24 protein-coding genes are annotated in these 26,934 nt (G+C 61.5%); 12 read left to right on the forward strand and 12 right to left on the reverse strand.

Going from position 1 to position 26,934, the window contains the following annotated elements; translation table 11 throughout:
• The first annotated feature begins 213 nt into the window (after positions 1-213).
• The 4 genes from SBC1_RS18660 to proX all read left to right on the forward strand — a co-directional run bounded on the left by SBC1_RS18660 (position 214) and on the right by proX (position 3,303).
• Positions 214-1,158, forward strand: a complete 945-nt coding sequence (locus SBC1_RS18660; protein ID WP_165099673.1) for a glyoxylate/hydroxypyruvate reductase A — start codon at positions 214-216, stop codon at positions 1,156-1,158.
• Between the two features lie 22 nt (positions 1,159-1,180).
• A complete protein-coding gene (locus SBC1_RS18665; RefSeq protein ID WP_165099670.1) occupies positions 1,181-1,339 on the forward strand; it encodes a hypothetical protein in 159 nt (52 codons plus the stop codon).
• 2 nt (positions 1,340-1,341) lie between these two features.
• Complete coding sequence (locus SBC1_RS18670; RefSeq protein WP_165099667.1) at positions 1,342-1,812, forward strand: Lrp/AsnC family transcriptional regulator; 471 nt, start codon at positions 1,342-1,344, stop codon at positions 1,810-1,812.
• 462 nt (positions 1,813-2,274) lie between these two features.
• Complete coding sequence (proX, locus tag SBC1_RS18675; RefSeq protein ID WP_165099663.1) at positions 2,275-3,303, forward strand: glycine betaine/L-proline ABC transporter substrate-binding protein ProX; 1,029 nt, start codon at positions 2,275-2,277, stop codon at positions 3,301-3,303.
• A gap of 240 nt (positions 3,304-3,543) precedes the next feature.
• Here the strand turns inward: proX and SBC1_RS18680 are convergent, their stop codons facing one another.
• The 11 genes from SBC1_RS18680 to SBC1_RS18730 form a co-directional block, all read right to left on the reverse strand.
• The gene (locus SBC1_RS18680; RefSeq protein WP_165099659.1) at positions 3,544-3,963 is read right to left on the reverse strand and encodes a helix-turn-helix domain-containing protein; all 420 of its coding nucleotides are present in this window, start codon (positions 3,961-3,963) and stop codon (positions 3,544-3,546) included.
• The gene (locus SBC1_RS18685) at positions 3,960-5,162 is read right to left on the reverse strand and encodes an FAD-binding oxidoreductase (RefSeq protein WP_243830306.1); all 1,203 of its coding nucleotides are present in this window, start codon (positions 5,160-5,162) and stop codon (positions 3,960-3,962) included. Before SBC1_RS18685 ends, SBC1_RS18680 begins: the two co-directional genes overlap by 4 nt.
• Positions 5,159-6,535 (reverse strand): NAD(P)/FAD-dependent oxidoreductase, encoded by a 1,377-nt coding sequence (locus SBC1_RS18690; RefSeq protein WP_165099647.1) that lies wholly within the window; start codon positions 6,533-6,535, stop codon positions 5,159-5,161. The genes SBC1_RS18685 and SBC1_RS18690 overlap by 4 nt, the downstream gene beginning before the upstream one ends.
• A complete protein-coding gene (locus SBC1_RS18695; RefSeq protein WP_165099605.1) occupies positions 6,520-6,834 on the reverse strand; it encodes a (2Fe-2S)-binding protein in 315 nt (104 codons plus the stop codon). The genes SBC1_RS18690 and SBC1_RS18695 overlap by 16 nt, the downstream gene beginning before the upstream one ends.
• On the reverse strand, positions 6,831-8,681 hold the full coding sequence (locus tag SBC1_RS18700) for an ABC transporter ATP-binding protein (RefSeq protein ID WP_165099602.1): 1,851 nt from the start codon (positions 8,679-8,681) through the stop codon (positions 6,831-6,833). Before SBC1_RS18700 ends, SBC1_RS18695 begins: the two co-directional genes overlap by 4 nt.
• Positions 8,678-9,634, reverse strand: a complete 957-nt coding sequence (locus tag SBC1_RS18705; protein ID WP_206366080.1) for an ABC transporter permease — start codon at positions 9,632-9,634, stop codon at positions 8,678-8,680. The genes SBC1_RS18700 and SBC1_RS18705 overlap by 4 nt, the downstream gene beginning before the upstream one ends.
• A complete protein-coding gene (locus SBC1_RS18710) occupies positions 9,631-10,587 on the reverse strand; it encodes an ABC transporter permease (RefSeq protein ID WP_165988969.1) in 957 nt (318 codons plus the stop codon). Before SBC1_RS18710 ends, SBC1_RS18705 begins: the two co-directional genes overlap by 4 nt.
• A gap of 83 nt (positions 10,588-10,670) precedes the next feature.
• Positions 10,671-12,296, reverse strand: a complete 1,626-nt coding sequence (locus SBC1_RS18715) for an ABC transporter substrate-binding protein (protein WP_165099594.1) — start codon at positions 12,294-12,296, stop codon at positions 10,671-10,673.
• Between the two features lie 62 nt (positions 12,297-12,358).
• Complete coding sequence (locus SBC1_RS18720; protein WP_165099591.1) at positions 12,359-13,636, reverse strand: FAD-binding oxidoreductase; 1,278 nt, start codon at positions 13,634-13,636, stop codon at positions 12,359-12,361.
• 67 nt (positions 13,637-13,703) lie between these two features.
• Positions 13,704-14,372, reverse strand: coding sequence for a haloacid dehalogenase type II (locus SBC1_RS18725; protein WP_165099588.1), 669 nt, complete (start codon positions 14,370-14,372; stop codon positions 13,704-13,706).
• A 269-nt stretch (positions 14,373-14,641) separates the two neighbouring features.
• Positions 14,642-16,120, reverse strand: coding sequence for an aldehyde dehydrogenase (locus SBC1_RS18730; protein ID WP_165099581.1), 1,479 nt, complete (start codon positions 16,118-16,120; stop codon positions 14,642-14,644).
• 317 nt (positions 16,121-16,437) lie between these two features.
• On the opposite strand from SBC1_RS18730, the gene SBC1_RS18735 reads away from it, so the two are divergent.
• The 4 genes from SBC1_RS18735 (at position 16,438) to SBC1_RS18750 (ending at position 21,540) form a co-directional block, all read left to right on the forward strand.
• Positions 16,438-17,337 carry a GNAT family N-acetyltransferase gene (locus SBC1_RS18735; RefSeq protein ID WP_370469642.1) on the forward strand — a complete coding sequence of 300 codons (900 nt, stop codon included), beginning with the start codon at positions 16,438-16,440 and terminating at the stop codon, positions 17,335-17,337.
• 1,092 nt (positions 17,338-18,429) lie between these two features.
• Entirely contained in the window at positions 18,430-19,356 is a 927-nt protein-coding gene (locus SBC1_RS18740) for a glyoxylate/hydroxypyruvate reductase A (protein WP_165099578.1), read from the forward strand.
• A gap of 188 nt (positions 19,357-19,544) precedes the next feature.
• The gene (locus tag SBC1_RS18745; protein WP_165099569.1) at positions 19,545-20,972 is read left to right on the forward strand and encodes an aspartate aminotransferase family protein; all 1,428 of its coding nucleotides are present in this window, start codon (positions 19,545-19,547) and stop codon (positions 20,970-20,972) included.
• 70 nt (positions 20,973-21,042) lie between these two features.
• A complete protein-coding gene (locus SBC1_RS18750; RefSeq protein WP_062089182.1) occupies positions 21,043-21,540 on the forward strand; it encodes an Lrp/AsnC family transcriptional regulator in 498 nt (165 codons plus the stop codon).
• Between the two features lie 6 nt (positions 21,541-21,546).
• Here SBC1_RS18750 and SBC1_RS18755 read toward each other — a convergent pair whose 3' ends face one another.
• Complete coding sequence (locus SBC1_RS18755; protein WP_165101527.1) at positions 21,547-22,458, reverse strand: LysR substrate-binding domain-containing protein; 912 nt, start codon at positions 22,456-22,458, stop codon at positions 21,547-21,549.
• 143 nt (positions 22,459-22,601) lie between these two features.
• On the opposite strand from SBC1_RS18755, the gene SBC1_RS18760 reads away from it, so the two are divergent.
• The 4 genes from SBC1_RS18760 (at position 22,602) to SBC1_RS18775 (ending at position 26,590) form a co-directional block, all read left to right on the forward strand.
• Positions 22,602-23,684 (forward strand): tartrate dehydrogenase, encoded by a 1,083-nt coding sequence (locus SBC1_RS18760; RefSeq protein WP_165099566.1) that lies wholly within the window; start codon positions 22,602-22,604, stop codon positions 23,682-23,684.
• 72 nt (positions 23,685-23,756) lie between these two features.
• Positions 23,757-25,229: an NAD-dependent succinate-semialdehyde dehydrogenase gene (locus SBC1_RS18765; RefSeq protein ID WP_165099541.1), complete on the forward strand. Its 1,473-nt coding sequence runs from the start codon at positions 23,757-23,759 to the stop codon at positions 25,227-25,229.
• Entirely contained in the window at positions 25,226-26,215 is a 990-nt protein-coding gene (locus tag SBC1_RS18770) for a succinylglutamate desuccinylase/aspartoacylase family protein (RefSeq protein WP_165099538.1), read from the forward strand. Before SBC1_RS18765 ends, SBC1_RS18770 begins: the two co-directional genes overlap by 4 nt.
• 30 nt (positions 26,216-26,245) lie before the next feature.
• Positions 26,246-26,590, forward strand: a complete 345-nt coding sequence (locus tag SBC1_RS18775) for a cupin domain-containing protein (RefSeq protein WP_165099535.1) — start codon at positions 26,246-26,248, stop codon at positions 26,588-26,590.
• Positions 26,591-26,934 lie beyond the last annotated feature (344 nt).

Genomic DNA, 26,934 nt, shown 5'->3' on the forward strand with positions numbered 1-26,934 from the left:
CTGGCGTTGCTGCGGCGTCAGGCTTCGCCGGACCACAGGAGCGAACGGCCTGGGCACTTGCCGCTACTCAGGCGGCAAGTGCCGTCTTCGTCAGCTCGTAGCTATGCTCCACATTGTCGCGTAAAGAGATCGCTTACTGCTCTCGCACGCGACGGCTTTGCATGGGCTCTTCACGCTGAATTCGAACTTCACCTGCATGCCGTTGGAGTTTTCATGTCTGACCCGATCGCTCTGATCAGCAACATACGTTCCGATTACGAAGCAAGCTATCTGTCAGCGCTTGCTTCTGCCATGCCTGCTGAAAAAATCTTCCTGTTTCGCCAGATGAGCGCAGACCAGCGCGCGCGGGTTCAGATCGCGATAGTCGCGAACCCCGATCCGGCCGACGTAACCGCGTTGCCCAATCTGGTCTGGGTGCAAAGCTTATGGGCAGGCGTGGAGCAGCTCGTTACCCGACTGCCGGCCGACGGACCACCGATCGTGCGCATGATCGACCCCGAAATGTCCAGGACAATGGCGGAAGCGGTGCTTGCGTGGACGTACTATTTGCAGCGCGACATGCCGGCCTACAAGCGCCAACAGAGGCAGGGGCTCTGGCACCAGCATGCGTATCGCAAGCCTTCGAGCCTGACCGCCGGAATACTCGGGCTCGGTTCGCTCGGGACGGCGGCAGCCGCTCGCCTCAGAGAAGCAGGCTTCAAAGTCGCCGGCTGGAGCCGGTCGGCAAAACAGATCCCCGGCGTACAGACGTTTTCAAACGACGACGGGCTTATCACCATGCTGCGCATGAGCGATATTGTCGTTTGTCTCGTGCCGCTGACGGCCCAGACGCGAGGCTTGCTGCATGCCGGCCTGCTTGCCCTTATGAAACCGGGAGCGAGTCTCATCAATTTCGCTCGAGGACCCGTTGTTGTGACGGACGATCTGCTCGATGCGCTCGACAGCGGGCATCTGTCACATGCGGTCCTCGATGTCTTCGATGAAGAACCGCTACCATCCCATTCTCGCCTATGGCAACATCCGCAGGTAAGCGTGCTTCCTCATATCTCCGCACCCACCGATTTCGAAACCGCGGCAGCGGTTATCGCGGCGAACATTAACGCTTACCGGGAAGACGGAGCTGTGCCTGGCAGCGTGGACCTCATGCTCGGTTACTAACGTTGTTCGTGAAGGAGTAGTAATGCGTGCATCACCCGTTGCGCCGGCCGTGGCACTCATCGGCCACGATCTCGATCCCAATGGCGGCCACGAACGCGAACGCCTGATCGTGTCATCGAAACACGCCTTGACGCCCGGCGCGAATAACGCGATCGAGCGCGATAGCCCGGTGGCCGTCTAACGGTGATCAAGCTCGACCGCTACGACATCGCCATCCTGCGCGTTCTCGCGCGCGATGGCCGCATCACGAAATCAAAGCTTGCCGAAGAGGTGAACCTGTCGATTTCACCCACATGGGAACGCGTGCGCAAGCTCGAGGAGAGCGGCGTCATCAAGGGTTATCGTGCGGAACTCGACTGGGTCGGAAGCGTCAACGCGAGCCGGATCGTGGTGGAAGTCACGCTGGCGCGGCATACAGAGCGAGACATGCGGCGCTTTGAGGAGGCCATGCAGGCCGCGCCGGAAGTGACGCAGTGCTATGCAACGGGCGGCGGTGTGGATTATGTACTGCATGTGGTGTCACGCGATATCTATCACTACCAGCGCTTCATCGACTCCTTGCTGATAGGTGAAATCGGCATCGAACGCTACTTTACTTATATTGTTACCAAGGTCGTGAAGAGCATGCCTGACAGCGTGCCCGAGTGGGATTGAAGAACACTTCGGGGTGGTGTCGGGAAGAAGAATGACCATCGGGCGCAATCGGGCGCATCCCTATCCTCACCACACCGATGATGTCCCCCACCCTCCCAAGAAGCCAACGAATGCGCGCTCTGGAAACGCAATAGAGCGTCCCGCAGATCGCACGTCACTCCGCGGATCCCCAACTCATCCGAGCCAACCAAGCCATCGCTTCGCTGCATTGGAGCCGTAGCTATCACCTGCTGCGCCCTCACCGCATTGCCCCACTGCCCGCAACGAAGCCGTCGGGCCAGCACCGTCCATTGAACGGTAGGCCATCTTGTCACCACCGTCCTTCCTTTCGGCGGAAGACGCATTTTTTGGCGTCAAGTAACTTGTATCGCATCTGCACGACGGCAAAACCGATCATCACTTCGATGAGTCGCCGCAGCGGTAGTACACCAAACCTCAACATCACATAGGGAGACAACGTTCATGAAAGCAATGATGCGAGCGGCAACAGTCGCGGCGTGCGTAGCACTGGCAATGCCTGCTATGGCCGCATCCCCGCAGGCGCTGCCAGGCGCGGGCAAGACGATTCACTATGCGCAGACCGACAGCCTGGGCGCGAATTACGTCGCGGTGCAGATTGTGAAGAAGGCGCTCACGTCGCTGGGCTACGAGGTAAATTTGAGCACGATGGGAACGGTGCTGTTCTTTCAGGCGGTCGCGCAAGGCGACGTCGACATGGAGACCGACGTCAATTTTCCGCAGAGCGAGCCTGATTTCCGCGTGGTCCAGAGCCAGGCGGAAATGGTCGGCGCCGGTGAGATCATTGGCGGTGGTATCAATGGCTATCTGATCGACAAGAAAACCGCGTTGGCGCACAACATCACCAGTCTCGAACAGATGAAGGACCCGAAGATCGCGGGGCTGTTCGGGGACGATAACAAAGCACAACTGATCAGTTGCGATCCCGGCTGGAGTTGCGGTGACGTCGTCAACTATCAGTTGGACAAATTCGGACTCCGTCAAACAGTGCATCCCGTGAGTGGCAAATACGAGGCACTGATGGCGGACGTCGTGACTCGCGTCAAGGAAGGCAAGCCTGCGTTCTTTTACGCGTGGAGTCCGTCATGGACGACCAACGTGCTGGTTCCGGGCAAAGACGTCGTGTGGCTGCCAACGCCCGCCGACGCATTGCCGCCGAACGTGCCGAACCGGGGCTCAGCGCTCGTGAATGGTGTTGAAGGGTGTGCGGGCGGCGCCAATCCGTGCCGCATGGCCATGGCATCCTGGAATTACGGTGCGGTCGCGAACAAGCAATTTATCGCGGCCAATCCGGTCGTCAAGAAACTCGTCGAGCAGATCCGTTTTCCATCGGCGACATGGTCAGCCTGGGAACTTGCAATCAGCAAGGGCAACGGCGCTACGACGGTCGTTTCGACACTGGCGGATCAGTGGTTAGCCGCGAACAAAACGCAGTTCGACGGCTGGCTTGATACGGCCCGTAGTGCGCACTGAAGCGCGCTGAAGGAGTGGCGGCCATCGTGCAGGACGGTGGTCGCGATGCGGCCGAGCCGTTCCCGCATCTTTCTGTCGAACGGCTTTTGCGACCTTCAATTGCAGACGTCCATGCTTCGCGGTCGAACGACGCGAAGCTCGTGTGAACCGTTCAGGCGGTATCGATTCGCGCGAGGTTTGCGCTTGCAGTCCACTTGGCTGCCGTTGCGATTCTTTGAGTAATTTTACTTAACCGCTCATTCAAGCCGTTTCCCCACAAAGCGCTCGCTGGTCCGCTGATTCAATTCCAGTACCCGCACCACGTAACAACCCGCTGCTTCCCTGCAATGAACAACGGGCGCGCGACCGCTTGAGATACATGCTCGGTGTCATGCCGCAGAAGCGTTTGAAATGCCGTGCAAAATGGCTCTGGTCGAAGAACCCGACTTCAGCCGCAACCACCGATCCCGGCACGCCCGCCAGCAACAACGCTTGCGCACGCTCAATCCGCAGCCCGCATAAATACCGGTACGGTGAAGAACCAAATTGCTGCCGGAACGCAGTCGCGAATCGCGACACGCTAAGCGCCGACAACTCGGCAAGTTGCGCAAGCGTCACGGGTTCATCGAAGTGCGCCTCAATGAACGCCCGCGCTTCGGTCAGCGGCATGGCTTGTTTCATGAGACCGCCGTCACGGGTTGAGCTTGCGATGAAGAGGCGAACGCCGCGAACCGGCTGACCGAAAACGGATCAAGCGGAATTGGTGTACTACCAGTATCGATCAGCTCGGCAAGCGTCTCGCCCACGCCGGGGCCAATCTGGAACCCCGAGCCGCTGAAGCCGAACGCATAAAACAGACCGTCGGTTGTCGAGCTGCGACCGATCACCGGCTCCCCGTCGGGCAGGTAGCCCTCCACACCGCTCCAGACGCGGATCACGTGCAGCGGAGCCATCGCGGGGACCAGGCGGCGCAGTTGCGCGATCTGACGCACGGTGTTGATCGGCAGCACGGAGGCGCGTCGCGTGAGGGCATCGGCGGGACCGGGCGGGCCGCCACCTATGATGATGTTGCCGCGTGGAATCTGGCGGAAGTAGATGCCCTCCTGCTTGATCGATGTGAACACACCTATCGACGACTTGAAGACATACGGTACGGGTTCAGTGACGGACATTTGCGGTCCGCTTGCGCGCAGCGGCACCGGCTCGCCAAACTGCTCAGTGAGCCGGCTGGCCCACGCGCCCGCGCAAATGACGAGCTGCGCGGCCCGATACACTACGCCTGCCGCAGTCTCGACGCGAAAACCATCGCCGTCCTTCTCCACATGCGCGATCTCCGTGTTCTCCACCACCTGCGCGCCAAGACGCGCCGCCGCGCGGCCGAAGGCCGGCGCGGCGAGGCGCGGGTTCGCATGGCCGTCGAGCGGCGAGATGGAAGCGGCCAGCACTTCGCGGCCGAGAAAAGGGAAACGATCGAACATAGCCCGGCCGTGCAGCACTTCCAGATCGAGGCCATAGGCGCGGGCATCGGCGGCATAGCGGTCGAAGGTATCCGCATCGTGCGCGTGATAACAGACCCGCGTGTGGCTCGACGGCAGGAATTCGATGTCCTCGCCCAGCAGTTCCTTCGAACGCTGCCACGTGTTGAGCGCGCGGTTCGCCATCGCGAGTTGCGGCAGCGCACGGCCTTGCCTGCGGATACCGCCGAAGTTGACCCCGCTCGCTTGCTGGCCGGTCAGGCCGCGCTCGAGCAGGATCACGGAACAAGCGGGGTTGCGGCGGCGCAGGAAGAACGCAGTGGTCGTGCCCATGATGCCGCCGCCGATCACGATCACATCGGCTCGGCGATCGCCTCGATGATCGGCTTGTTGTGACATGGTCATTCGATTGCCCCCTCTTCCTCGACCAACGCCACCGGCAACGGCTTCACGGGTGCCTGCCCACGCAGCCGTCCAACGGAAGCCAGCGGCACGGATGCCGCCGCCGCGATCACTTCCGCCCCGGCGTGAGCGCAAAAGCGTCCCTGGCACCGGCCCATGCCCACGCGTGAAAACGCCTTGGCGCGATTCGCTTCCTTCGCACCGGTTTCGCGTACCACACGGCGTAGTTCGCCTGCGGTAATGGCTTCGCAACGGCACACAATAGTCTCGTCCGGCAGCATGCCCGCGAATCGGGCCGGCCATGGAAACGCCTCACGCAGGCCGGCCGCGAAGCGGCTGAAGACCCGCAGTTGTTCGCGCAAGGCAGCTTGGCCTTCGACCTTCAAACCGCTGTCTTGCATTGCGGCTAGTGCGGCCAGGCGGCCTGATCTTTCGGCGGCATCGGCACCACGGATACGCGCACCGTCGCCCGCCAGATAGGTCCCTTTGACACTGCTGCGGCCGTCTTCATCGCTGGCGGGGAGCCATTGCTGCGCGGCTTCATCGAAGGAAAATTCGCAGCCGGCGAGATCGGCGAGTTGCGTCTCCGGACGCAAGTGGTAACCCAGCGCGACTGCATCGCAAGCCACCTTGAAGGGCACGCCGCTTTGCAGCGCGACTTCAACATGGCTCACGCCGTGCTCAGGCGAACCGCTTATTTCCAGCGGCCGCACGCCGCGATACACCCTCACGCGCGCTTTCCTTAGCACTCCCATCAAAGCGATGCCTTTTCTAAGCGCAGCGGGAATGGCGAGCAGCTTCGGCAACGCGCGGAGTCGTTGCAAAAGCGTGGAGGTATCGAAGACGGCGGACACCACCGCACCCGCTTTCACATACTGCGCAGCAACAAGATAAAGCAGTGGCCCGGTGCCCATCAGCACGACTCGCGAACCGATCGAGCACCCCTGCGACTTCAGCGCGACTTGCGCGCCGCCCAGACTATAAGTGCCGGCGTAATGCCAGCCTTTGACCGGCATCAGCCGGTCCGTTGCGCCGCTGCAAATGATCAGCGCATCGAATTCGAGTGTACGGTAGGACGTTCCACTGACAAGATGCACGGCGTTCGCCGAAATGTTCCAGACCAGCGTTTCAGGCAAGTAGTCGATACGGCTCTTGAGCGCGTCGAAGCTTTGATGCAGCGCCGCCGCACGCGGGCTCTCGGTGCCATAGAGCGTGTCGTAAGAGCGCGTGAAACCTTCCGGCTGCCGTCGATAAATCTGCCCGCCGTCTCGCCGCCCTTCATCTATTACCGTAGGCCGCAGACCCGCTTCCACCAGCGCCTCAGCCGCCCGCACGCCCGCCGGCCCCGTGCCGATCACGATTACCCGCGCGGCCATACGCCCTCCCCGGCTGTAGCCAGTTGCGTGACAATCGACATGCCCGCTACCGCTGGCGTCGTACACGCACGCAGCCGCTCGCCATCAGCGGTCCAGACCCAGCAATCCTGGCATGCGCCCATCAGGCAGAAACCCGCGCGCCTGCCATCGCCGAATTCGGAGTCCCGCAAGGTCCTCATGCCAGTCAGCAACGCGACCATCAGCGTGTCGCCAACGGCTGCCTGCCGCGTCACGCCATCGACGGTTATTGCAAACGTCTTGCGCTCCGTTTCCGCCAGCCGCACGAACCGTCCGCTCATGCTTCAACCGCCTCTATGGTCTGCAGCCGGCTGAGTTCGGCCGTTGAATGGTGGCAAAGAATTTCCGCGCCCGAAGGCAGTTTCTTCACAGCCGGCGGCGTGGCGTTGCATTTACCGTCTATACGAACCGGACAACGCGCCCTGAAGCTGCACAGCTCGGCTATGTCAGCGCTCTCGCCCATCTGCGGCAACGCGGCGCTGCCAATCAGGCGGCGTGCGTCGAGCCAGCCGGGTTTCAGCGCGGGCACGGAGTCGACCAGCAAACCCGTGTACGGGTGATACGGCGGCGCCGCGAGCACTTCGCGCTCACCCGCCTCCACGCGATGTCCCGCGTACAGCACGATCACTTCGTCGCAGATCGAACGCACCGTTGAAATGTCGTGGCTGATGAACATGTACGACACACCCAGCTCACGCCGCAATTCTGCAAGCAGGTCAAGAATCGCCGCACCGACCACGGTGTCCAGCGCGGACGTCACTTCGTCGCAGAGGATCAGCGCGGGATCGGCCGCGAGCGCACGCGCCAGGTTGACACGCTGCTTCTGGCCGCCCGACAAACCGCCCGGCGCGCGCTCTGCAATCGATGCCGGCAGTTTGACGAGATCGAGTAATTCCAGCGTCCGCTTGCGCGCCGCCGCCCCACGCAGATGATGATAAAAAGCGAGCGGCCTGCTGAGGATATCGGCAATGGTATGGCTCGGGTTCAACGCCGTATCGGCGTTCTGGAACACAATCTGGATCTGCCGGTATTGCTCAGGAGTACGTTTCGATAGTTGAGCCGGCAGCGGCTTGCCATCGAAGAAAACCTCACCGCGCGCCCGGTCGACCAGACCCGCCACCACACGCGCCAGCGTCGTCTTGCCCGAGCCTGATTCGCCGATCACCCCCAGCGTGCTGCCGCGTGGAATCAAGAGACTGATGTCGTCGAGCACCCGCACGGCCGGCGCACCGTAACGATCGATGCGGCCATACCCCGCCGCCAGCCCGCGGATTTCGAGCAAGGGCGGCGCGAGTTTCTGCGCCGCCGTCTGCACGGACAACACTGGTTCCGGCCGTCGCGTGGCAGCCAGCAACTGCTGCGTGTACGCGTCGACGGGCGCATCGAGCACTTGCGCGACCAGACCGTCCTCTTTCACCAAGCCGCCGTTCAGCACGACGATCCGGTCCGCCATTTGCGCCACCACCGCGAGATCATGCGACACGTAAATCGCCGTGGTACCCAACTCACGAATCACCTTCTTGAACGCCGCAAGCACTTCAATTTGCGTGGTCACATCGAGCGCCGTTGTCGGCTCGTCGAACACCACCACCGCCGGATCGGTGATCAGCGCCATGGCCGCCATCAGACGCTGCAACTGTCCACCCGAGACCTGGTGCGGGTAACGCTCGCCGATCGTTTCCGGCTCCGGCAACGCAAGCGCACGAAACAACTCGATCGCTTTGCGACGTGCCGCATCTTTCGTCATCAGGTGATGCAGCAGCGCAGGTTCCGTCACCTGATCAATGATCGTGCGCGCCGGATTGAACCCGGAAGATGCACTCTGCGCTACATAAGCCACGGTCCGGGCACGCAGCGCCCGCCGGCCCTGCTGAGTGAGTTCAAGCACTTCCGTCTCGCCGATCCGCACCGACCCGCCGCTGATGGAACACCCTTGCCGCGCATATCCCAGCAGCGCCAGCGCGATGGTCGTCTTGCCCGAACCCGACTCGCCGATCAACGCCAGCACTTCGCCTTTCTTCACCGAAAAGTCGACGCCCTTGACGATCTCGGTCACCGGATCGGGGGCGGCGCCTGCCACCACTCGCAGGCCCTTCACTTGAATCATGTCGATTGTGTGGGCAGTCATTGCGCAGCTCCTTGCCCGCGGCCGCCACGGCGGCGCAAGTTATCGATCAGCAGATTCACGCCGATAGTCAGCGTCGCGATCGCGATAGCCGGCATCATGACGGCGGGCGCCCCTTCAGACAGTCCGCCGATGTTCTCGCGCACGAGCGAGCCCCAGTCGGCATTGGGCGGCTGCACACCGAGGCCCAGAAAGCTCAGGCCGCTAAGCAGCAACACGATGAACACGAAGCGCAGGCCGAAGTCAGCGAGCATCGGATGGATCATGTTGGGCAGCACTTCCACGCGCGCGATGTAGAACAGCCGTTCGCCGCGAGCCCGCGCGACCTGCACGTATTCGAGCGTCATCAGGTTGACCGCGAGCGAGCGCGAGATGCGGAACGCACCGGGAATGTAGGCGAGCGCGGCGACACCCATCAGCATGGGGATGGACGAGCCAAACGCAGCGATCACGACCAGCGCAAGCACCTTGCTTGGAATGGAGATCAACGCGTCGAACAGGCGGCTCAGGATTTCATCGACCCAGCGGCCGGACACAGCGGCGACCAGGCCGAAGAACGTGCCGATCAGGCTCGCCATCAACGCCGCGGCCAATGCCAGCCCGACCGTATAGCGGGTGCCGTAGAGAATCCGGCTGAGCATGTCGCGGCCGAGATAGTCCGTGCCCAGCAGGAACGCATGGCTCGACCCGGCGAATACATCCACGGACGAAAGCGCACCGCTTTTATACGGCGCAATCCACGGGCCGATGACCGCGATTGTCAGCCAGAATACGACCAGCACGAGGCCGATCAGGCCAAGCACGGAGAAGCGCCGGTGCAGCCGCTTCAGCACGCCCGGTTTTGGCCCTGCGAGCTCAGGCTCCGGGACGGCGAGGTCATTGACGATTTCATCGAGGCCCATGTCGTAGAGCTCAGTACCGGGATGGTGAATGGAGGAGTTGGCGGGTCGGTTCATCGTTGACGCAGCCTCGGGTTGGATAGGATTTGAGCCAGATCGGCAATCAGCACAAGCAGCAGGTAAGCCGCGCAGAACACCATGACGCAGCCCTGCACGAGCGGCATGTCGCGGTTCGTGACGGCGTCGACCATGAGGCTGGCGAGGCCCGGATAATTGAAGATCGATTCAACAATCACCACGCCGCCGAACAAATACGACAAGCTCAGCGCCACCGCATTCGCGATCGGGCCAATGGTGTTCGGCAGCACGTGGCGCAAGACCACGCGCATGGGTGAAGCGCCTTTCAGGATCGCCATCTCTACATACGATGCATTGAGCTGATCGAGCACGGCGGCGCGGGTCATGCGCGCCATCTGGGCAACGAGGACGCAGCACAGCGTCATGACGGGCATGGCGTAGATCCGCAACAATCCGCCGAACGACGACACCTCGGACAAGTACGACAACGCGGGCAGCCAACGCAGCTTGACGGCGAACACCAGCACGGCGATGGTCGCAATCAGGAACTCCGGCACGGCGACGGTAGATAACGTCAGCACGTTGAGCACGCGGTCGAGCAGCGAGCCGCGAAACATGGCCGACGAGATACCGATGAAAAGCGCGACCGGAACGGACACCAGCGCCGTCAATCCGGCCAGCACGAGGGAGTTCGGCAAGCGCGTGGCAATCAACTGACTGACCGGCAAGCTATTAGACAGCGATGTGCCGAAGTTACCGGTGACGACCAGGTAGAGCCACTCCAAGTAGCGCTGCAAGGCCGGCTGGTCGAGCCCGAACTGGTGCCGTAACGCTGTCACCGCTTCGGGTGTGGCTGCCTGCCCGAGCGCCTGCTGCGCGGCGTCGCCGGGGAGCAGCCCCGTGATGCCAAACACCACTGCCGACACAATCAGCAGCGTGAGCAGTGCGAGGCCCAGGCGAGCAGCGATAAGTCGTGACGCGTGTGCTTTCATAATCCGCCTCCGGGGTTGAAACGGCACGCCGCGCGCGGGCGGCGTGCTTTGCTACCTGATCTACAGGGCCACTGGGACCCGCTTCAGCTTTCCAGCCAGACGTGCTCTGCGAACATGAAGCCCATCAGGCCGGCCAGCGGGATCGAACCCAGGCCCTTGAGCTTGGTCGTGTGACCGTCAATCGAGCTCTGGAACATCGGAATGCCAATACCACCGGTGTCATGCACCAGCACCTGCATGTCGCCGTAGATCTGCTTGCGCTTGGCGTCGTCCGGTTCGCCGCGCGCCGCTAACAGCATCTGGTCGAACTTCGGGCTCTTCCAGTTCGCTTCGTTCCACGGCGCGTCCGACTTGAAGAACTGCGTGAACAGCACGTCGGCGCTTGGGCGGGCATTTACATTGCCGAAGCCCAGCGGATGTTTCATCCAGTGGTTCGACCAGTAGCCGTCGGCCGGCACACGCGTGACCTGCAGGTTCAGGCCCGCAGCGGGCGCGGCCTGCTGCAGCAACACCGCCATTTCAACCGAGCCGTCAGCCGCGGGCGATGCAAAAATCTGCACGGGCGTGTTGCCCACTTTCGCCTTCTGGAAGTGGAACTTGGCCTTCTCCGGATCGAAGGGACGTTGGGGAATACCGGGCATGTAGTACTTGTTGGTCGGATCGATCGGCTGGTCGTTGGCGATCGTGCCGAAACCCTGGAACACGGCGCGGCGAATCTGCTCGCGGTCCATGAGATAGAACATACCCCGACGAAAATCATCGTTGCCAGTAATCCCGCCTTCGTCGCGAACAATCAGGTCGGTGTACTGGCCCGTCTTCGTCTCCAGCACCGTGAAACCCGGCGTGCCCTTGATGCGGCCGGTCGAGCGCGGGCTGATCGCGTTGATCAGTTGCACGTCGCCGGAGAGCAGCGCATTCACGCGGGCGGATTCGTCGCCAATGCCAATCAGCTCGATCTCGTCCAGGTGCGGCATGCCCGGCTTCCAGTACTTTTCGTTCTTTACGCCGACGGTGCGCACGCCCGGCGAGAAATCCTTGACCTTGAACGGACCAGTGCCAATAGCCGTCTTGAAGTCGGTCGTGCCGTCCTTGATGATCAGGAAGTGCGAGTCCGCCAGGATCACCGGCAAGTCGGCATTCGCGCCTTCCAGCGTGATCGTGATCTCGTTCGGGCCCGTGGCTTTCACTTCCTTGAACTGATCGGCAATCGTCTTGGCCTTCGATGCCGTCGCCGGATCCTTGTGACGCATCAGCGAATAGACCACGTCGGCGGGCGCGAGCGATTTGCCGTCGTGGAATTGCACGCCGCTGCGCAGCTTCACGATCCACACGGTTGCATCTTTGGATTCCAGCGATTCCGCCAGCGCCATCTTTGCGCCCAGGTGTGAATCGAATTCGGTCAGGCCGTTGTAGAACATGTTTGCGCGCACATAGTCCGTGCCGAGCGCGCCCTTTGCCGGGTCGAGCGTATCCGCGGCGGATGCGGACTGGGTTGCCACGCGGATCTTGCCGCCCTGCTTCGGCTTCTCCTGCGCGAACGCAGCGCCGCTCGCGGTGAGCAACCCTGCCCCGGTGAGGGAGGCCATGCCGGCTGCGGCCAGCGCACGCAACACCTCGCGCCGTGACGCGCCCCGGCGCGTCAGGCGCTCGAGTTCGGTCACTTCAGTCCCGGCTGGGGCATCGGCGTGTTGCAGATTTTCTTGTTTCATTGAGACTTCTCCGCGAGGGTGGCTGGGGTTGGGTTTTTGGTCTATTTCAGCTTTGGTGCAAATCAATAAAACACGTCCTTGATGCGGTAGTACGTGCCGACTAGCGGCAGGAACCAGGGCTTGCCCGTGTGGCCGGGAATCGCGGGCCACTCGAATTCACGCCACGGGTTCGCGTTCTCGCGGCCATCCATGACATCGGCCATGACCTGCCCCATGTGCGTCGACATCTGCGTACCGTGGCCGCTGTAACCCATCGAAAAATAGATGCCTTCATGCTGGCCCGCACGCGGCAGCCGGTCCGCGGTGATATCGACAAGACCACCCCAGCAATAGTCGATACGTGCTTGCGCCAGCGCCGGGAACATCTTCGCCAGGCCGTCCTGCAGGATGCGTCCGCTCTTCGCGTCCGAAGGCAGCTCGGACGCCGTGAAGCGTGCCCGGCCGCCGTACAGCAAACGCGAATCGGGCGTGATACGGAAATAGTTGTGCATCAGGCGCGACGTCGTGTACGCGCGGAGATTCGGAAAGACTTGGTGCACCAGTTCCGGAGGTAAAGGCTCCGTCACCACGATGAAAGATCCCACCGGTGCAAGGCGTCGCCGGTACCAGCCGAACGGCCCTTGCCGCGACGGTCCGGTCGCGATCAACACCTGCTTCGCGCGGACTTCACCACGCGCCGACACGATCCGATAACCTCGATCAGCGACTTTTTCTATCGACGTCACGGGCGCGTTCTCGTAGAGCTTCGCACCGTGGCGCGCGGCGGCGTCCGCGAGACCGACGGTGAATTTGCCCATGTGCATCTGGCCGCCATGCCGCTGCAGCAGACCGCCGAAAAAGCTGTCCGACTGAATCTCGGTCGAGATCCGGTCGCGGCCGATGATCTCGATATCGGCATCGACTTCACGCCGGATCACCTCCGCCGTCTTCTCCAGATGCGCAAAATGATGTGGCTTGGACGCGAGCTTAAGCTTGCCCGTTGCAAGGTAATCGCAGTCGATCTGCTCTTCGCGGATCAGGCGTTCGACGGTATCGACCGCAGCCGAATACGCGCGATAACAAGCGCGCGCCTTCTCCGCCCCAAGCTGCTGGACCAGAGCAGTGAAATCCTGCGCGACGCCGGTATTGACCTGTCCGCCGTTGCGCCCCGACGCACCGCCGCCGATTCGCCCCGCGTCCAGCACCGCCACCGACGCGCCGCGTTTGCCCAACGCCAACGCTGCCGACAAGCCCGTGAAGCCCGCTCCGACCACAGCCACATCGACACGACCGTCGACCGGGCCATCGCTCGTTGAAAGCAGCGGCGGCGCGGTGTCGAGCCAGTAGGAGTCGAGCTTCATACGATGAATCCCTGATGCGAAAGCGTTGGAACTGGAACTGCTGACGACAACTGCCTACAACAGCTGTTTACAACCCGAGCAGCGTGGCGAGATGCGGGATGTCGTCGACTTCGGTGTACTCGTAGTACGGCGTGGACGGTTCGTGGCCACGCTTGACGAACGCCTTGTGCTTCACGCCCATGTCGTGTGCGGTCATCAGGTCGTAGCGCAGGCTCGACGACACGTGCAGCACGTCTTCCGGGTTGCAGTTCAGCTGGTCGAACATGTACTCGAAGCCTTGCATGCGCGGCTTGTACGACTGCGCCTGCTCGGCCGTGAAGACGGCATGAAACGGCGCGCCGAGCTTGTCCACATTGCTCTGGATCTGGTTGTTCGATGCGTTCGACAAGATCACCAGCTTGTACTTCTTCGCCAGGCGCGAGAGGCCTTCCGGCACGTCCGGATGCGGACCCCAGGTCGGCACGGCGGTATAGAACCTTTCTGCCTTGGCTTCATCGAACTCAACGTTCATGCGTTTGCACGCCCGTTTGAACGCATTCACGATCACGTCGCGATACGGCTTCCATGCGCCGAGCACTTCATCGCGCCGATAACCCGAGAAGAAGGCAATCAGCTTGTCCATGTCCGGGCCGCTCAGCACGTCGCCGTACATTTCGCGCGTCATGTCGGCGAGGCGGAATTTGGTCAGGGTGCCGTAGCAATCGAAGGTGATGTACTTCGGTTCGAATTCGATCATGGTGATAGTCCTATCGTTGGTATGAACCCCCGAGGGGTTCAGTGGCGAAAACAGGAAAGCGCATTCCTGTAAGAGATTTAATCAGCGCAAAAACAAAGATGTCCCTGATTCGCGCAATCCAAAAACACAAAAACATGCGTTTTTCAGGGCATCGGCAGCACAGTCTGCGGTTAGGGCCCGGGTCCCTTCGCTGCACCTTTTCGGCGCGTTTGCGGCCTCAGGGTTTGCCCTTCCTTTACTGCGCTTGCAACAGGTCGGGAAGCCCGGGTTTACTCGCGCAAATCGATCAGCACGCTCTTGAAGCGAAGGTTCGCTTCGTACGCCTGCCGGCCCAGGTCCTTGCCGATGCCCGAGCGTTTGTAGCCGCCCGTCGGGATCATGAAGTCGGACGTCCTGCCGTAGCGGTTGACCCACACGGTGCCTGCTTCCAGACCGCGGACGAGCCGCAGCGCACGGCCCAGGTCCGCCGTGTGCACGCCGGCAGCAAGGCCATAGTCGGGGTGCTGCGCGAGCGCGAGCGCTTCTTCTTCGGTATCGAAGGTCTGCATGGTCAGCACCGGCCCGAATACTTCTTCCCGAACCGCTTCCGATTGCTGGGTCACGCCGCTCAGTAGCGTTGGCGCATAGAACGAACCCGGACCACCGCCGTCGGCCCGCAAACCGCCACAGCGCAGGGTGGCGCCACCGGCAAGCGTGCGCCCGACGATGGCTTCGATGCGCGCCGCCTGCGGTTCGGAGATGATTGGCGACAGCGTTGTGCCGGGCGTCCAGGTCGCGCCAGCTTTCAGTTCGCTGAAAACAGCCTGAATGCGTTCAGCCAGCTGCTCCGCGAGCGAACGCTCGACCAGCAGCCGCGAACCCGCGATGCACACCTGGCCCGCGTTACCCGAAATCGCCCCGGCAATACGGCGCGCCACAGCGTCCAGGCGCGGTGCATCGGCGAAAACGATTTGCGGGCTTTTGCCGCCCAGTTCCAGCGTGACCGGCTTGGTCCCCGTTTCGGCGCATGCGGCCATGATGGCGGCGCCGGTGCGCGTGGACCCGGTGAACGTGACCTTGGAGATTTTCGGATGCCGCACCAGCGCGTCGCCGGTCGTGCGGCCGTCTCCTTGCACGACGTTGAAAATACCCGCGGGGATGCCCGCGCGGATAGCGAGTTCGGCGAGCCGCAACACCGAGAACGGCGTCATTTCGGAGGGTTTCAGCACCACGGCATTGCCTGCCGCGAGCGCCGGCGCGATCTTCCATGACGCCATCACCAGCGGGAAATTCCACGGAGCGATAGCGCCGATCACGCCGTACGGTTCGGCGATCGTCATGCCCAGGTGATCGTGATCCGTGGCAGCTACGTCGCCGCCAATCTTGTCCGCGAACTCCGCGTAGAAGCGGATGCCTTCAGCGGTGAAAGGGACATCCCACGCGGTTGCATCGCGGATCGGTCGGGTCGAACCGAGCGCTTCCAGGGGCCCAAGCGTGTCGACATCGGCGGCGATGAGATCGGCAAAACGGCGCAGGATCCGGGCGCGGTCGCGCGGCGGCATGGTTCGCCAGCCGCTGGTGCGGAATGCCTGCCATGCGTTCTCGACCGCGCGGTCGATCATGTCTGCGTCCGCGATCGGCACCGATGCATATACCACGCCGTCCGACGGGCGCGCGACCTCGATGCGGCGCGCGCCTTCATCAACATATTCGCCGCCAATGAAATGGCCGCTGCGCACGGTGACGGCGGCGGGATCGAAGCTATCCATATGAAGGTCCTTTGAGTAGCAGTACCAGTAGCGGCCGCGAATGCTGCGCGACCTGATGAAATCGTAGGGCTAGCCGTGCAACATTTGTCGTCGACAAAAACAGCCGCTCAGCAGATCACACGCGTTATGAGGGCGCTGACATGTCGTTTTGCATCGAAGTTCGTGCGGCGCGGGTTCAGCGTCCTTTCATGAAAAGATCGTCCTAGCCACGTTAGTTGTGGGATGCGAGAGTGGCGGCGTGAAACCTGAGCTTGATTTGAGAGCCCTTATGACGGGTTGCTGAGCGGCTGAAGTGGAAGCCATTGAGGGAGGTCGGCGTGTCCGAGCAAGTCAACGAACGAATTACCGAACAAGTTACCTATAGAGCCTTTACCGGTGACGATATTGCTGCGGCGCATGCGTTGACCGTTGAACTGAAGTGGCCTCATCGGGCGGACGACTGGCGTTTCGTGGCGCAGGCGGGCGCGGGGTTTGTCGCCGAGGCAACGGAGGGGGTGATCGGCACGGCGTTGTACTGGACTTACGGGACTGAGCGCGCGTCGTTGGGCATGGTGATTGTGTCGCCGGCATGGCAGGGCCGGGGGATTGGCAAGCGGCTGATGGAGCTCGTGCTTGAGCAACTGAGCGGGCGCGTTACGTTTTTGCACGCGACGGCTGCTGGACAGCCACTGTATGAGAAGTTGGGTTTCCGGGCTGCTGGCACGCTTGACCAGCATCAGGGAGCGGCGTTCCAGCCGCCTTTGGTGTCGTTGCCGCCAGGTGAGCGGTTACGGCCGCTGGGGGCCAACGATACGCCTCAGTTGATCGAGCTGGCTTCGCGGGCGTGCGGGCTGGATCGGGGTGAGGTATTGCCCGCCTTGCTTGAGAATGCGGATGGCATTGCGCTGGATCATGACGGCGAGTTGCTTGGATTCGCTTTGTTCAGGCGTTTTGGGCGTGGCTTTGCGATTGGGCCGGTGGTCGCGCCGGATGCGCCGGATTCGAGCCGCGCGAAGGCGTTGATCAGTCATTGGCTGGCGTTGAACGAGGGCGTGTTTGTTCGTATCGATACCCCCGGGGATAGCGGGTTGACCCAGTGGTTGGACGGGTTGGGATTGCCGCGGGTGGATACGGTGGTGAAGATGGTACTGAATGGGCCGAAGGGTCCGGAAGCGCCTTTTCCTCCCGCTGATGCGGACATTAAGCAGTTTGGGATTATTAACCAGGCCATGATGTAACGCCGTTCGCACTTGGGGTTTGGGGGGGCGGAGTTGCACAGGTTCTGGGGTTAGTGGTCGGGGTGGTGTTTTCAGGGTTAGTGGTCGGGGTCAGTGCCGGGTTGCTGCTTTCAGGGCCAACGCGGGTTATATGTTGGATGTTTTCTTTATCACTGTTAGCCACTGTGCGTGGCGGCACGTCATTTCTTTGTCCAAAGCGACAAAGAAACGAAGCAAAGAAAGCGCTTTCAAACCACGCTACCCTAAGTGTCCACAGCGTGCAGTTTCTATTCATAGGTGCCCCAAAAGCACGGTGCTCGCCAGAGCGACGGATGTGTGAAACCCTCCTTCTCGCGAATCCTGACACGAACACGCTTCGCCCCCAACGCTCTCGGGCAAGCACGAATCGCCACTGAACCAGCGAGGCCTGACGCGTATTTACAGCTTCATTTGTTTCATTGTTGGTGCGTTGGCCGAGCGGTGTGCGCTGCTATCTTAGTGGGCCACACGGCCGGACCCATTTGCAGCTTCGGTTTTGGTGGGTTGATTGCCCGGCCTGCACGGTTTCCTTCGTGGGTATGGCCTCATGCATTCTGCAGCTTGGTTTTGTGGTGGGTTGGCTGCGTGGTTCGTCGTGTGTACAAGTTCGGCGGGTGGTTTTACGCGGATAGCGCGGGGTGTTCCTTGGGCAGGTTCAGTCACTGGTGGCGAAGCGTGTGGGTATCTGTGTTCGGAGAAGGAGGGTTTCACACATCCGTCGCTCTGGCGAGCACCGTGCTTTTGGGGCACCTATGAATAGAAACTGCACGCTGTGGACACTTAGGGTAGCGTGGTTTGAAAGCGCTTTCTTTGCTTCGTTTCTTTGTCGCTTTGGACAAAGAAATGACGTGCCGCCACGCACAGTGGCTAATAGTGATAAAGAGAATATCCGACTCTCGCGGACCGCTAAGGCCGAAAGCAGCAACCCGGCACTGACTCAGACCGCTAACGCAGAAACCTGGCAACCCGGCACTGACCCCGACCGCTAACTCAGCAACCTGGCAACCCGGCATTGACCCTCACCGCTAACCCCAAAATCAGTGCCCCCAACCCCCGTCCACCGGCGCGAGCGAAATGACGTTTCTCTATAAAGGCAGTCCCGAACGCGGAGCCCAATGGGCACGGCTCTTCGCCCAAAAAGCCCCTGACATCCCGTTCCATGTGTGGCCAGAAACCGGCGATCCCGAGAAGGTCCAGTACCTCGCCGCGTGGGAACCACCCGAAGACCGCGCCCGCACGCTACCGAACCTCGAAGTCATCTTCTCGGTCGGCGCGGGCGTCGATCAATTCGACCTCTCCGGCGTGCCCGAACACATCCCGGTAGTACGCATGATCGAACCTGGCATCGTTGAAGGAATGGTCGAATACGTCACTCACGCCGTGCTCACCATTCACCGCGACGTCGTCGACTACGGACTGCAGCAACAACAGAAAACATGGAACCCCCTGCCGGTACGCGCGGCGTCATCACGGCGCATCGGCGTACTCGGCCTCGGCGTACTCGGCACCGCCGTGCTGGAACGGCTGAAACTATTCGGCTTCGCCTGCGCAGGCTGGAGCCGCTCAGGGCGGGAAATTGAAGGCGTCGAATGCTACGCTGGCGCCAGCACGCTTGACGCCTTCCTCGCCCGCACCGACATCCTGATCTGCCTGCTCCCCCTCACGGATGCCACCCGCGGCATGCTGAACACCGCTCTATTCAACAAGCTGCCACGCGGCGCGTCGCTGATTCAAACCGGCCGCGGTCCGCATCTGAATCAGGACGACCTGCTCGGTGCGCTCGCGAGCGGCCAACTGCAAAACGCCATCCTCGACGTCACGGACCCCGAACCCCTGCCGCAAACGCATCCGCTATGGACGCACCCGCGTGTTCGGATCACGCCGCATATCGCCAGCGAAACACGGCCGGACAGCGCCGTGGAAGTGGTGCTTGAAAATCTGCGACGCCATCGCGAAGGTTTGCCGATGATCGGACAGATCGATCGCAGCCGCGGCTACTGAATTTTCCCCTCGTTGCGGCGAATCATGGCGAAGCATCGTTTTTCCGCGCTCGCGGCAGAAAATGCTGCGGGCACGCTACAAAACGCGGCGTCCGCGCTATTTCACGAATTGTTTAAGGCCTCGGGTTCCACCCTCCTTCTCTAGTATGGAACGGTCATCAGCCCCTTTCCGCGACGAGAAAAATCCCCATGTCGATCCAATCGCTCATTGAAGCCGACCGTAAGCATCTGATTCATCCGGTCATTAACTACCGCGCCCACGAAGCCCGCGGTGTCACCGTACTCGAGTCCGCCAGCGGCGCCTTCCTGCGCGACGCCGAAGGCAACGAACTCCTCGATGCCTTCTCCGGCCTCTGGTGCGTCAACGTAGGTTACGGCCAACAAAGCATCGTGAAGGTGGCAGCAGAACAAATGGCCCGCCTGCCCTACGCCACCAGCTATTTCCACTTCGGCAACGCACCCGCGATTGAACTGGCCGAGAAACTGGTCGAGTTGTCGCCGGCCTCGCTCCAGCACGTGTACTTCACGCTGGGCGGATCGGACGCGGTCGACTCCGCACTGCGTTTCATCACGCACTACTTCAACGCAACCGGCCGCTCGTCGAAGAAACACATCATCGCGCTCGAACGCGGTTATCACGGCTCATCGGCGGTCGGCGCGGGACTGACGGCATTGCCGGCGTTCCATCGAAACTTTGACGTGCCGCTGCCGAACCAGCATCACATTCCATCGCCGTATGCGTATCGCAACAATTTCGCCGACGATGCCGCCCTCATCGCCGCGTCCGTCGCCGCACTGGAAACGAAGGTCGCGGCACTCGGGGCTGATAACGTCGCGGCGTTCTTCTGCGAACCCATTCAAGGCTCGGGCGGCGTGATCGTGCCGCCGTTCGGCTGGCTGAAAGCCATGCGCGAAACCTGCCGCAAGCTCGACATCCTGTTCGTCGCCGATGAAGTCATCACCGGTTTCGGCCGTACCGGCCCGCTGTTCGCCTGCCAGGCCGAAGACGTCGAGCCGGACCTGATGACGGTCGCCAAGGGCTTGACGGCCGGCTACGCGCCCATGGGCGCTGTCCTGATGTCGGACGCTGTGTACCAGGGCATCGCGAACGGCGACGCTGCCGCGATTGTCGGTCACGGTCATACGTATTCGGCGCACCCGGTCAGCGCGGCCATCGGCCTCGAAGTGCTGCGCCTTTATCACGAAGGCGGTCTGCTCGCGAACGGCATTCGTCACGCCGAGCGTTTCGCACGCGGCCTCGACGCGCTGCTCGCGCATCCGCTGGTCGGCGATTCACGTCATCGCGGATTGCTGGGCGCGCTTGAACTCGTCTCCGATAAAGAAACCAGACAAGGCTTCGACACAGCGCTTAATTTGTCCGACCGGATCACGGCCGCTGCTTACCGGAACCGTCTGGTGTTCCGCGCTTTTGGCGACAACATCCTGGGTTTTGCACCCGCCCTCAGCTACACGGAAGCAGAGTTCGACCTGATGTTCGAGCGCCTTGAGAAGACGCTCGACGACGTGCTCGCCGAACCCGAAGTCCGCGCCGCGCTGAAGCCGAAGAAGGCTGACGGCGCAGCCAAAGGCGAGGTGAAAGCCCACGTAGCTGCGTGATAAGATCGAATGACACTGTTGAGACACCACTGTTCTGACGATCCCACGCAACCGGAGAGACACCCTGACGATGAGCAGCGAAGGCAAGCTTGACCGCATAGATCTGCGCATCCTTTCGCAATTGCAGAAGAAAGGCCGCATCACGAATGTCGAGCTGGCCGACGCGGTCGGGCTCTCGCCGAGCCCGTGCCTGATCCGCGTGAAGCGGCTGGAAAAGGCGGGGTATATCGTCGGTTATGGCGCGCAGATCCAGTTGGAAAAGCTCGGCGACGTACAGATTGTCTTTACCGAGGTCACGCTTGCCGATCATCGCCGCGAGGACTTCATCAAGTTCGTCGCGGCGATCAAGGACGTGGATGAAATCGTGGAGTGCCATCTGGCAAGCGGCGGATACGACTACCTGCTGAAGTTCGTCACGCGCAGCGTCAGTCACTACCAAAGCATTATTGAAGGCTTGCTCGAACGCGATATTGGCATTGAGAAGTACTTCAGCTTCATCATCATCAAGTCGCCGTTCGTGAAGAACCACTACCCGCTCGAAAGCCTGTTTTCACAGAATCACAGTTAGGGAATCTTAGGGCGCCGGCAGGTTCCATTGCGCGAACTCGTCGGCGAGAAAGTCTACGCAGACCCGCACTTTTGCGGAAGCCGCCAGCCGCGCCGGGTACACCGCCCAGACGTTGGCGGGCTGCGTAACGTCAGGCAGCACCTGCACCAACTGGCCGCTCTCAAGCAAGGGACGAACGTCCCACAGCGAGCGCAGCACGATCCCGCGCCCGGCCAGCGCCCATTGCACCGCGACCTCGCCGTGATTCGTCGACAACGGCCCGGTCACCTTGATCGAAACCGGTTCGCCACGCACATGCAAGCGCCACAAACCGAACGGATGATCGCGTTCCTTGATCGCCAGGCACGCATGGCTCGCGAGATCGGCCAGTTGCTTAGGCGCGCCATGACGCTCGACATAGCCCGGCGACGCGCACAGCACGCGATGATTCGACGCCAGCCGCTTGGCAATCAAATGCGCCGCGATCTCGTCGCCAATGCGGATATCCAGATCAAAACCTTCTCCCGCCACGTCTACCAGCCGGTCGAACAGATCCAGGCGCACACTCAGTTGCGGATGTTGATCGGAGAGACGCGCCAGCGCGGGCGCCACAATATGCCGTCCGAAACCGAAGCTGCTGGAAATGCGCAGCGTGCCGCGCGGAATGCGTCGCGTGGTGGACACGTCTTCCACCAGGTGATCGACGTCATCGAGAATTTTTTCAGCCCACGTGTACACACGTTCGCCTGCCTCGGTAATGGCGACGCGGCGCGTGGAGCGATGCAGCAGGCGCGTGCCGAGATCGGTTTCGAGGACACTCACGCGCTTGCTGACGTACGCGGCCGAGACCGACAGGACCTCCGCCGCCGCGCTGAAGCTGGACTTACGGGCGACCGTGCAGAAGACGCGGAGATCATCGAGATTCGGGGAAGACGGGATATTCATTATTCACGCTTCGTGCACAGTGGCTTAACCAAAACGCTGATTTTAAGCCTTCCAGAGCGGAATAAAATAATAGCCACAGGCTGGTTCCAGCCCGGGTGCAAACCCTTATGCGATAAACCCTTAACAGGATTCCGAACATGACCAAGACCTACAAGATCGCAATCATTCCCGGCGATGGTATCGGCACGGAAGTAATGCCCGAAGCCATCCGCGTCCTCGACGCCGCCACCAAGCGCTTCGGCATTTCCATCGAATACAAGCACATTGAATGGGCAAGCTGCGAGTACTACCTGAAGCATGGCCAGATGATGCCCGACGACTGGAAAGCGCAATTGCAGGACTGCAACGCCATCCTCTTCGGCGCGGTCGGCTGGCCCGACACCGTCCCCGATCACATTTCGTTGTGGGGCTCGCTCCTTAAATTCCGCCGCGAGTTCGACCAGTACATCAACCTGCGCCCTGCCCGTTTGTTCGAAGGCGTACCGTCGCCGCTCGCGAACCGCAAGGCCGGTGACATCGACTTCTGGATCGTGCGGGAAAACACCGAAGGCGAATATTCATCGGTGGGCGGCGTGATGTTCGAAGGCACGGACCGCGAGTTCGTCCTGCAGGAATCCGTGTTCACGCGCCACGGCAGCGAACGCGTGCTGAAATTCGCATTCGATCTCGCCCAGCGCCGCGAGAAGAAAAAGATCACCGTCGCCACGAAAAGCAACGGCATTGCCATCAGCATGCCGTGGTGGGACCAGCGCGCCGCGGAAGTCGCCGCGCTTTTCCCGGACGTGAAGTGGGACAAGCAGCACATCGATATTTTGTGCGCCCGCTTCGTCCTCAACCCGGACCGTTTCGACGTGGTCGTGGCAACCAACCTTTTCGGCGACATCCTCTCCGACCTCGGCCCGGCGTGCACGGGCACCATCGGCCTCGCGCCTTCAGGCAACCTGAACCCCGAGCGCAAATTCCCGTCACTGTTCGAGCCCGTGCATGGATCGGCGCCGGATATCGCGGGCAAGAACATCGCCAACCCGGTCGCCATGATCTGGTCGGCGGCCATGATGCTCGAGTTCCTTGGCGACTTCAAAGGCCCGGAACGCGATGCGCATGACGCGATCCTCGCTGCTATCGAAGCAACGCTCAAGGAAGGCCCGCATACCGGCGACCTCGGCGGCAAAGCAAGCACGACGGAAGTCGGCCAGGCAATTGCCGCGCGGCTGGCTTGAAGCAGCGGCTTGAAGCATTGCGGTTAAATTAATTAGCTTAAGTTAGTTGGCTTTAATCAGGAGCATGGACTTATGACACGCCAGTTCGAACTGAAGGAGTTGATCCGGTCGGATAATTTCATCGATGGTCAATGGCGCGCGGCCGCTGACGGCGCGCGCTTCGCCGTCACCGATCCGGCCACCGGCACGGTCATCACGCAAGTCGCCGACAGCAGCCCCGCCGACGCCCGCGCCGCCACGGACGCAGCCGCTCGCGCGCTGCCCGCATGGCGCGACTTGCTGCCGAAAGAACGCGCGACGATCCTGCATAAATGGAACGCGCTGATCATGGCGAATCAGGACGCGCTCGGCGCACTGATCTCGCTGGAACAAGGCAAGCCGCTAGCCGAAGGCCGGGGCGAAGTGGCGTATGGCGCGTCGTATGTCGCCTGGTTCGCCGACGAAGCCACGCGCATCTACGGCGACATCATTCCGCAGCAGCAACGCGGCAAGCGCATGACGGCGGTGAAGGAACCCATTGGCATTGTCGCCGCCATCACGCCGTGGAATTTCCCGCTCGCGATGATCGCGCGCAAGATCGCACCGGCGCTCGCGGCCGGCTGCACGGTGGTCGCCAAGCCCGCTGAGGACACGCCGCTGACTGCGTCGGCATTGGTCTTGCTCGCCCACGAAGCCGGTGTGCCGGCGGGCGTGCTGAACCTCATCACGGCCTCGCGGGATCACGCGATCGCGACCGTTGCGGACTGGCTTGAAGACTCACGCGTACGCAAGATCACGTTCACTGGCTCCACACCCGTAGGCAAGTATCTGGCGCGTGAATCGGCGGGGACGCTCAAGAAGTTATCGTTGGAACTGGGTGGCAATGCACCGTTCATTGTCTTCGATGACGCCGATCTCGACGCCGCCGTCACGGGCCTTCTCGCCTCCAAGTTCCGCAATGGCGGACAGACCTGCGTGTGCCCGAACCGCGTGTACGTACAAGCGGGCGTGTACGATAAATTCGCCGAGATGCTGAGCCGCCGCGTTGCCGAATTGAAGGTCGCACCGGCTACCGACCCCGACGCGCAGATCGGTCCGATGATCAACATCCGCGCGCTCGACAAGATCGCCCGCCACGTAGAAGACGCCCTTGCGCATGGTGCGCGCGTGCTCGCCGGAGGTAAACGCCTTCCTGAACTCGGCCCGAATTACTACGCGCCGACCGTGCTCGCCGATGCCAATCACGACATGCTCCTGTGTGGCGAAGAAACCTTCGGACCGGTCGTACCGCTGTTCCGTTTCGACGATGAAGCCGAGGCCATTGAAGCCGCCAACAACACGCCGTTTGGTCTCGCTTCGTATTTCTATAGCCAGGATGTGCGCCGCATCGACCGTGTGTCGCGAGCGCTGCAGGCTGGCATTGTGGGCATCAACGAAGGCGCACTGTCGAGCGAAGCAGCGCCCTTCGGCGGCGTGAAAGAATCGGGTTATGGCCGCGAAGGATCGAAGTACGGCCTCGATGACTATCTCTCCATCAAGTATCTCTGCCAGGGGAATCTCGCATGAGCACGCCGGCCGAACACTATCCGATCGAGGTTACGTTCCCCGATATCTCGGTGCATGCGGAGTCCGGGTCAGGCATTCCCTACGTGCACACGTTCGACTCCGGTGTGCCGGGACCGCACGTGATGATCAACGCGTTGACGCACGGCAATGAGGTGTGCGGCGCGATTGTGGTGGATGCGTTGCTGCGCTTGAAATTGCGGCCACGGCGCGGCCGCCTGACGCTCTCGTTCGCGAACGTCGCGGCATATGCGAGCTTCGATCCGTCGAATCCCGATGCCGCGCGTTTCGTCGATCAGGACTTCAACCGCGTGTGGACCAGCAAGGTACTCGACGACACATCGCGTACTTCAAGCGAGCTTGCAAGGGCTCGCGAAATGCGTCCGGTCATCGATACCGTGGATGCCTTGCTAGACCTCCATTCAATGCACGAACGCAGCAAGCCGCTGATTGTTGCAGGTCCGCTAGACAAGGGTATCGACTTGTCGTTGCAACTCGGCACGCCGGCCACGGTGATCTGCGATGAAGGTCATCCCGAAGGCCGCCGCATGCGCGACTACGAAGGTTTCGGCGATGCCGGCAGCCCGAAGAACGCGTTGCTGATCGAATGCGGACAGCATTGGGAGCGCAGCGCTGTCACCGTCGCCCGCGATACCACGGCGCGCTTCCTGCTGCTATCCGGCGTGGTCGACAGTGCAGACTTGCCCGGCGATTGGCTCGCACCCTTGCCGCAGACCATGCACGTTGTGCGGGTGACGCAACCGGTCGTGGCAAAGAGCATGGATTTTCGCTTTGCCGCGCCTTACACCGGTCTGGAAATTTTCCCCCAAGCGGGTAGCGTGATCGGCTGGTCGAACGGAGAGCCGATCTACACGCCTTACGACAACTGCATGCTGGTGATGCCGTCGCTGCGGCAGTTGCGCCCGGGCGTGACCGTCGTTCGCCTGGGCAAGATCGAGCGAACAGTAGAACGCAATACCGCGGCTTGACGTCACGAACAACGAATTAATAAGGTCCACATGAAGGTTCAGCAAATCAAGCAGAGCGTGAGCCTGCAAAATCTCGAGGATTGGGGCACCGCCGGTTTGCCCGGCACGACGCCGCTCAAAGTCTCGGGCGTGCAGCGCGTGATCAAAGGCAGCGAAGCGATTGATACCGGTATTTTCGAATGTACGGAGGGAACGTATCGGCGCTCGGTGAAGCAGGCGGAAGTGATGCATTTCCTCGCCGGACGCGGTCGCTTTACACCGGACGGCGAAGACACCATTCACTTCACCAGCGGCGACACGCTATTTTTCGAAGCGAACACCGAAGGGCTGTGGGAAGTGGAAGAAGCCATGCGCAAGGTATATGTGATTTTTTAGTACTTGAAGTACCCGGGCGATGCGCCGCCCGGCGTGGCCAAGGCGGGTGATAGCGGCCGCTTGTGAACAGCGGCCGTATTGATATGGTCTTTCATCACCTATTTGTGCGCAACGGGTCCGCGCTCATGCGGCCAATTTCGGGGAGCCTGCCCGCAGATCGCCAGCGCCCTCTAGCGATTCATTCCTCATACCTTAATTGCGGCTTGTACCGCCGCGTCGCCGTTCGCCACGTATTTCAACCCTCCCCGACAATCCCCGCCATCACCCGCGCCGCAGCTTAAGTCTTCCGGTGTCACGAAAATTGCTGCCAACGTCGTTAAGCTCAAGCGAGCTTGGCGCGGTCG

It is taken from the genome of Caballeronia sp. SBC1 (assembly GCF_011493005.1).
Taxonomy (GTDB): Bacteria; Pseudomonadota; Gammaproteobacteria; order Burkholderiales; family Burkholderiaceae; genus Caballeronia.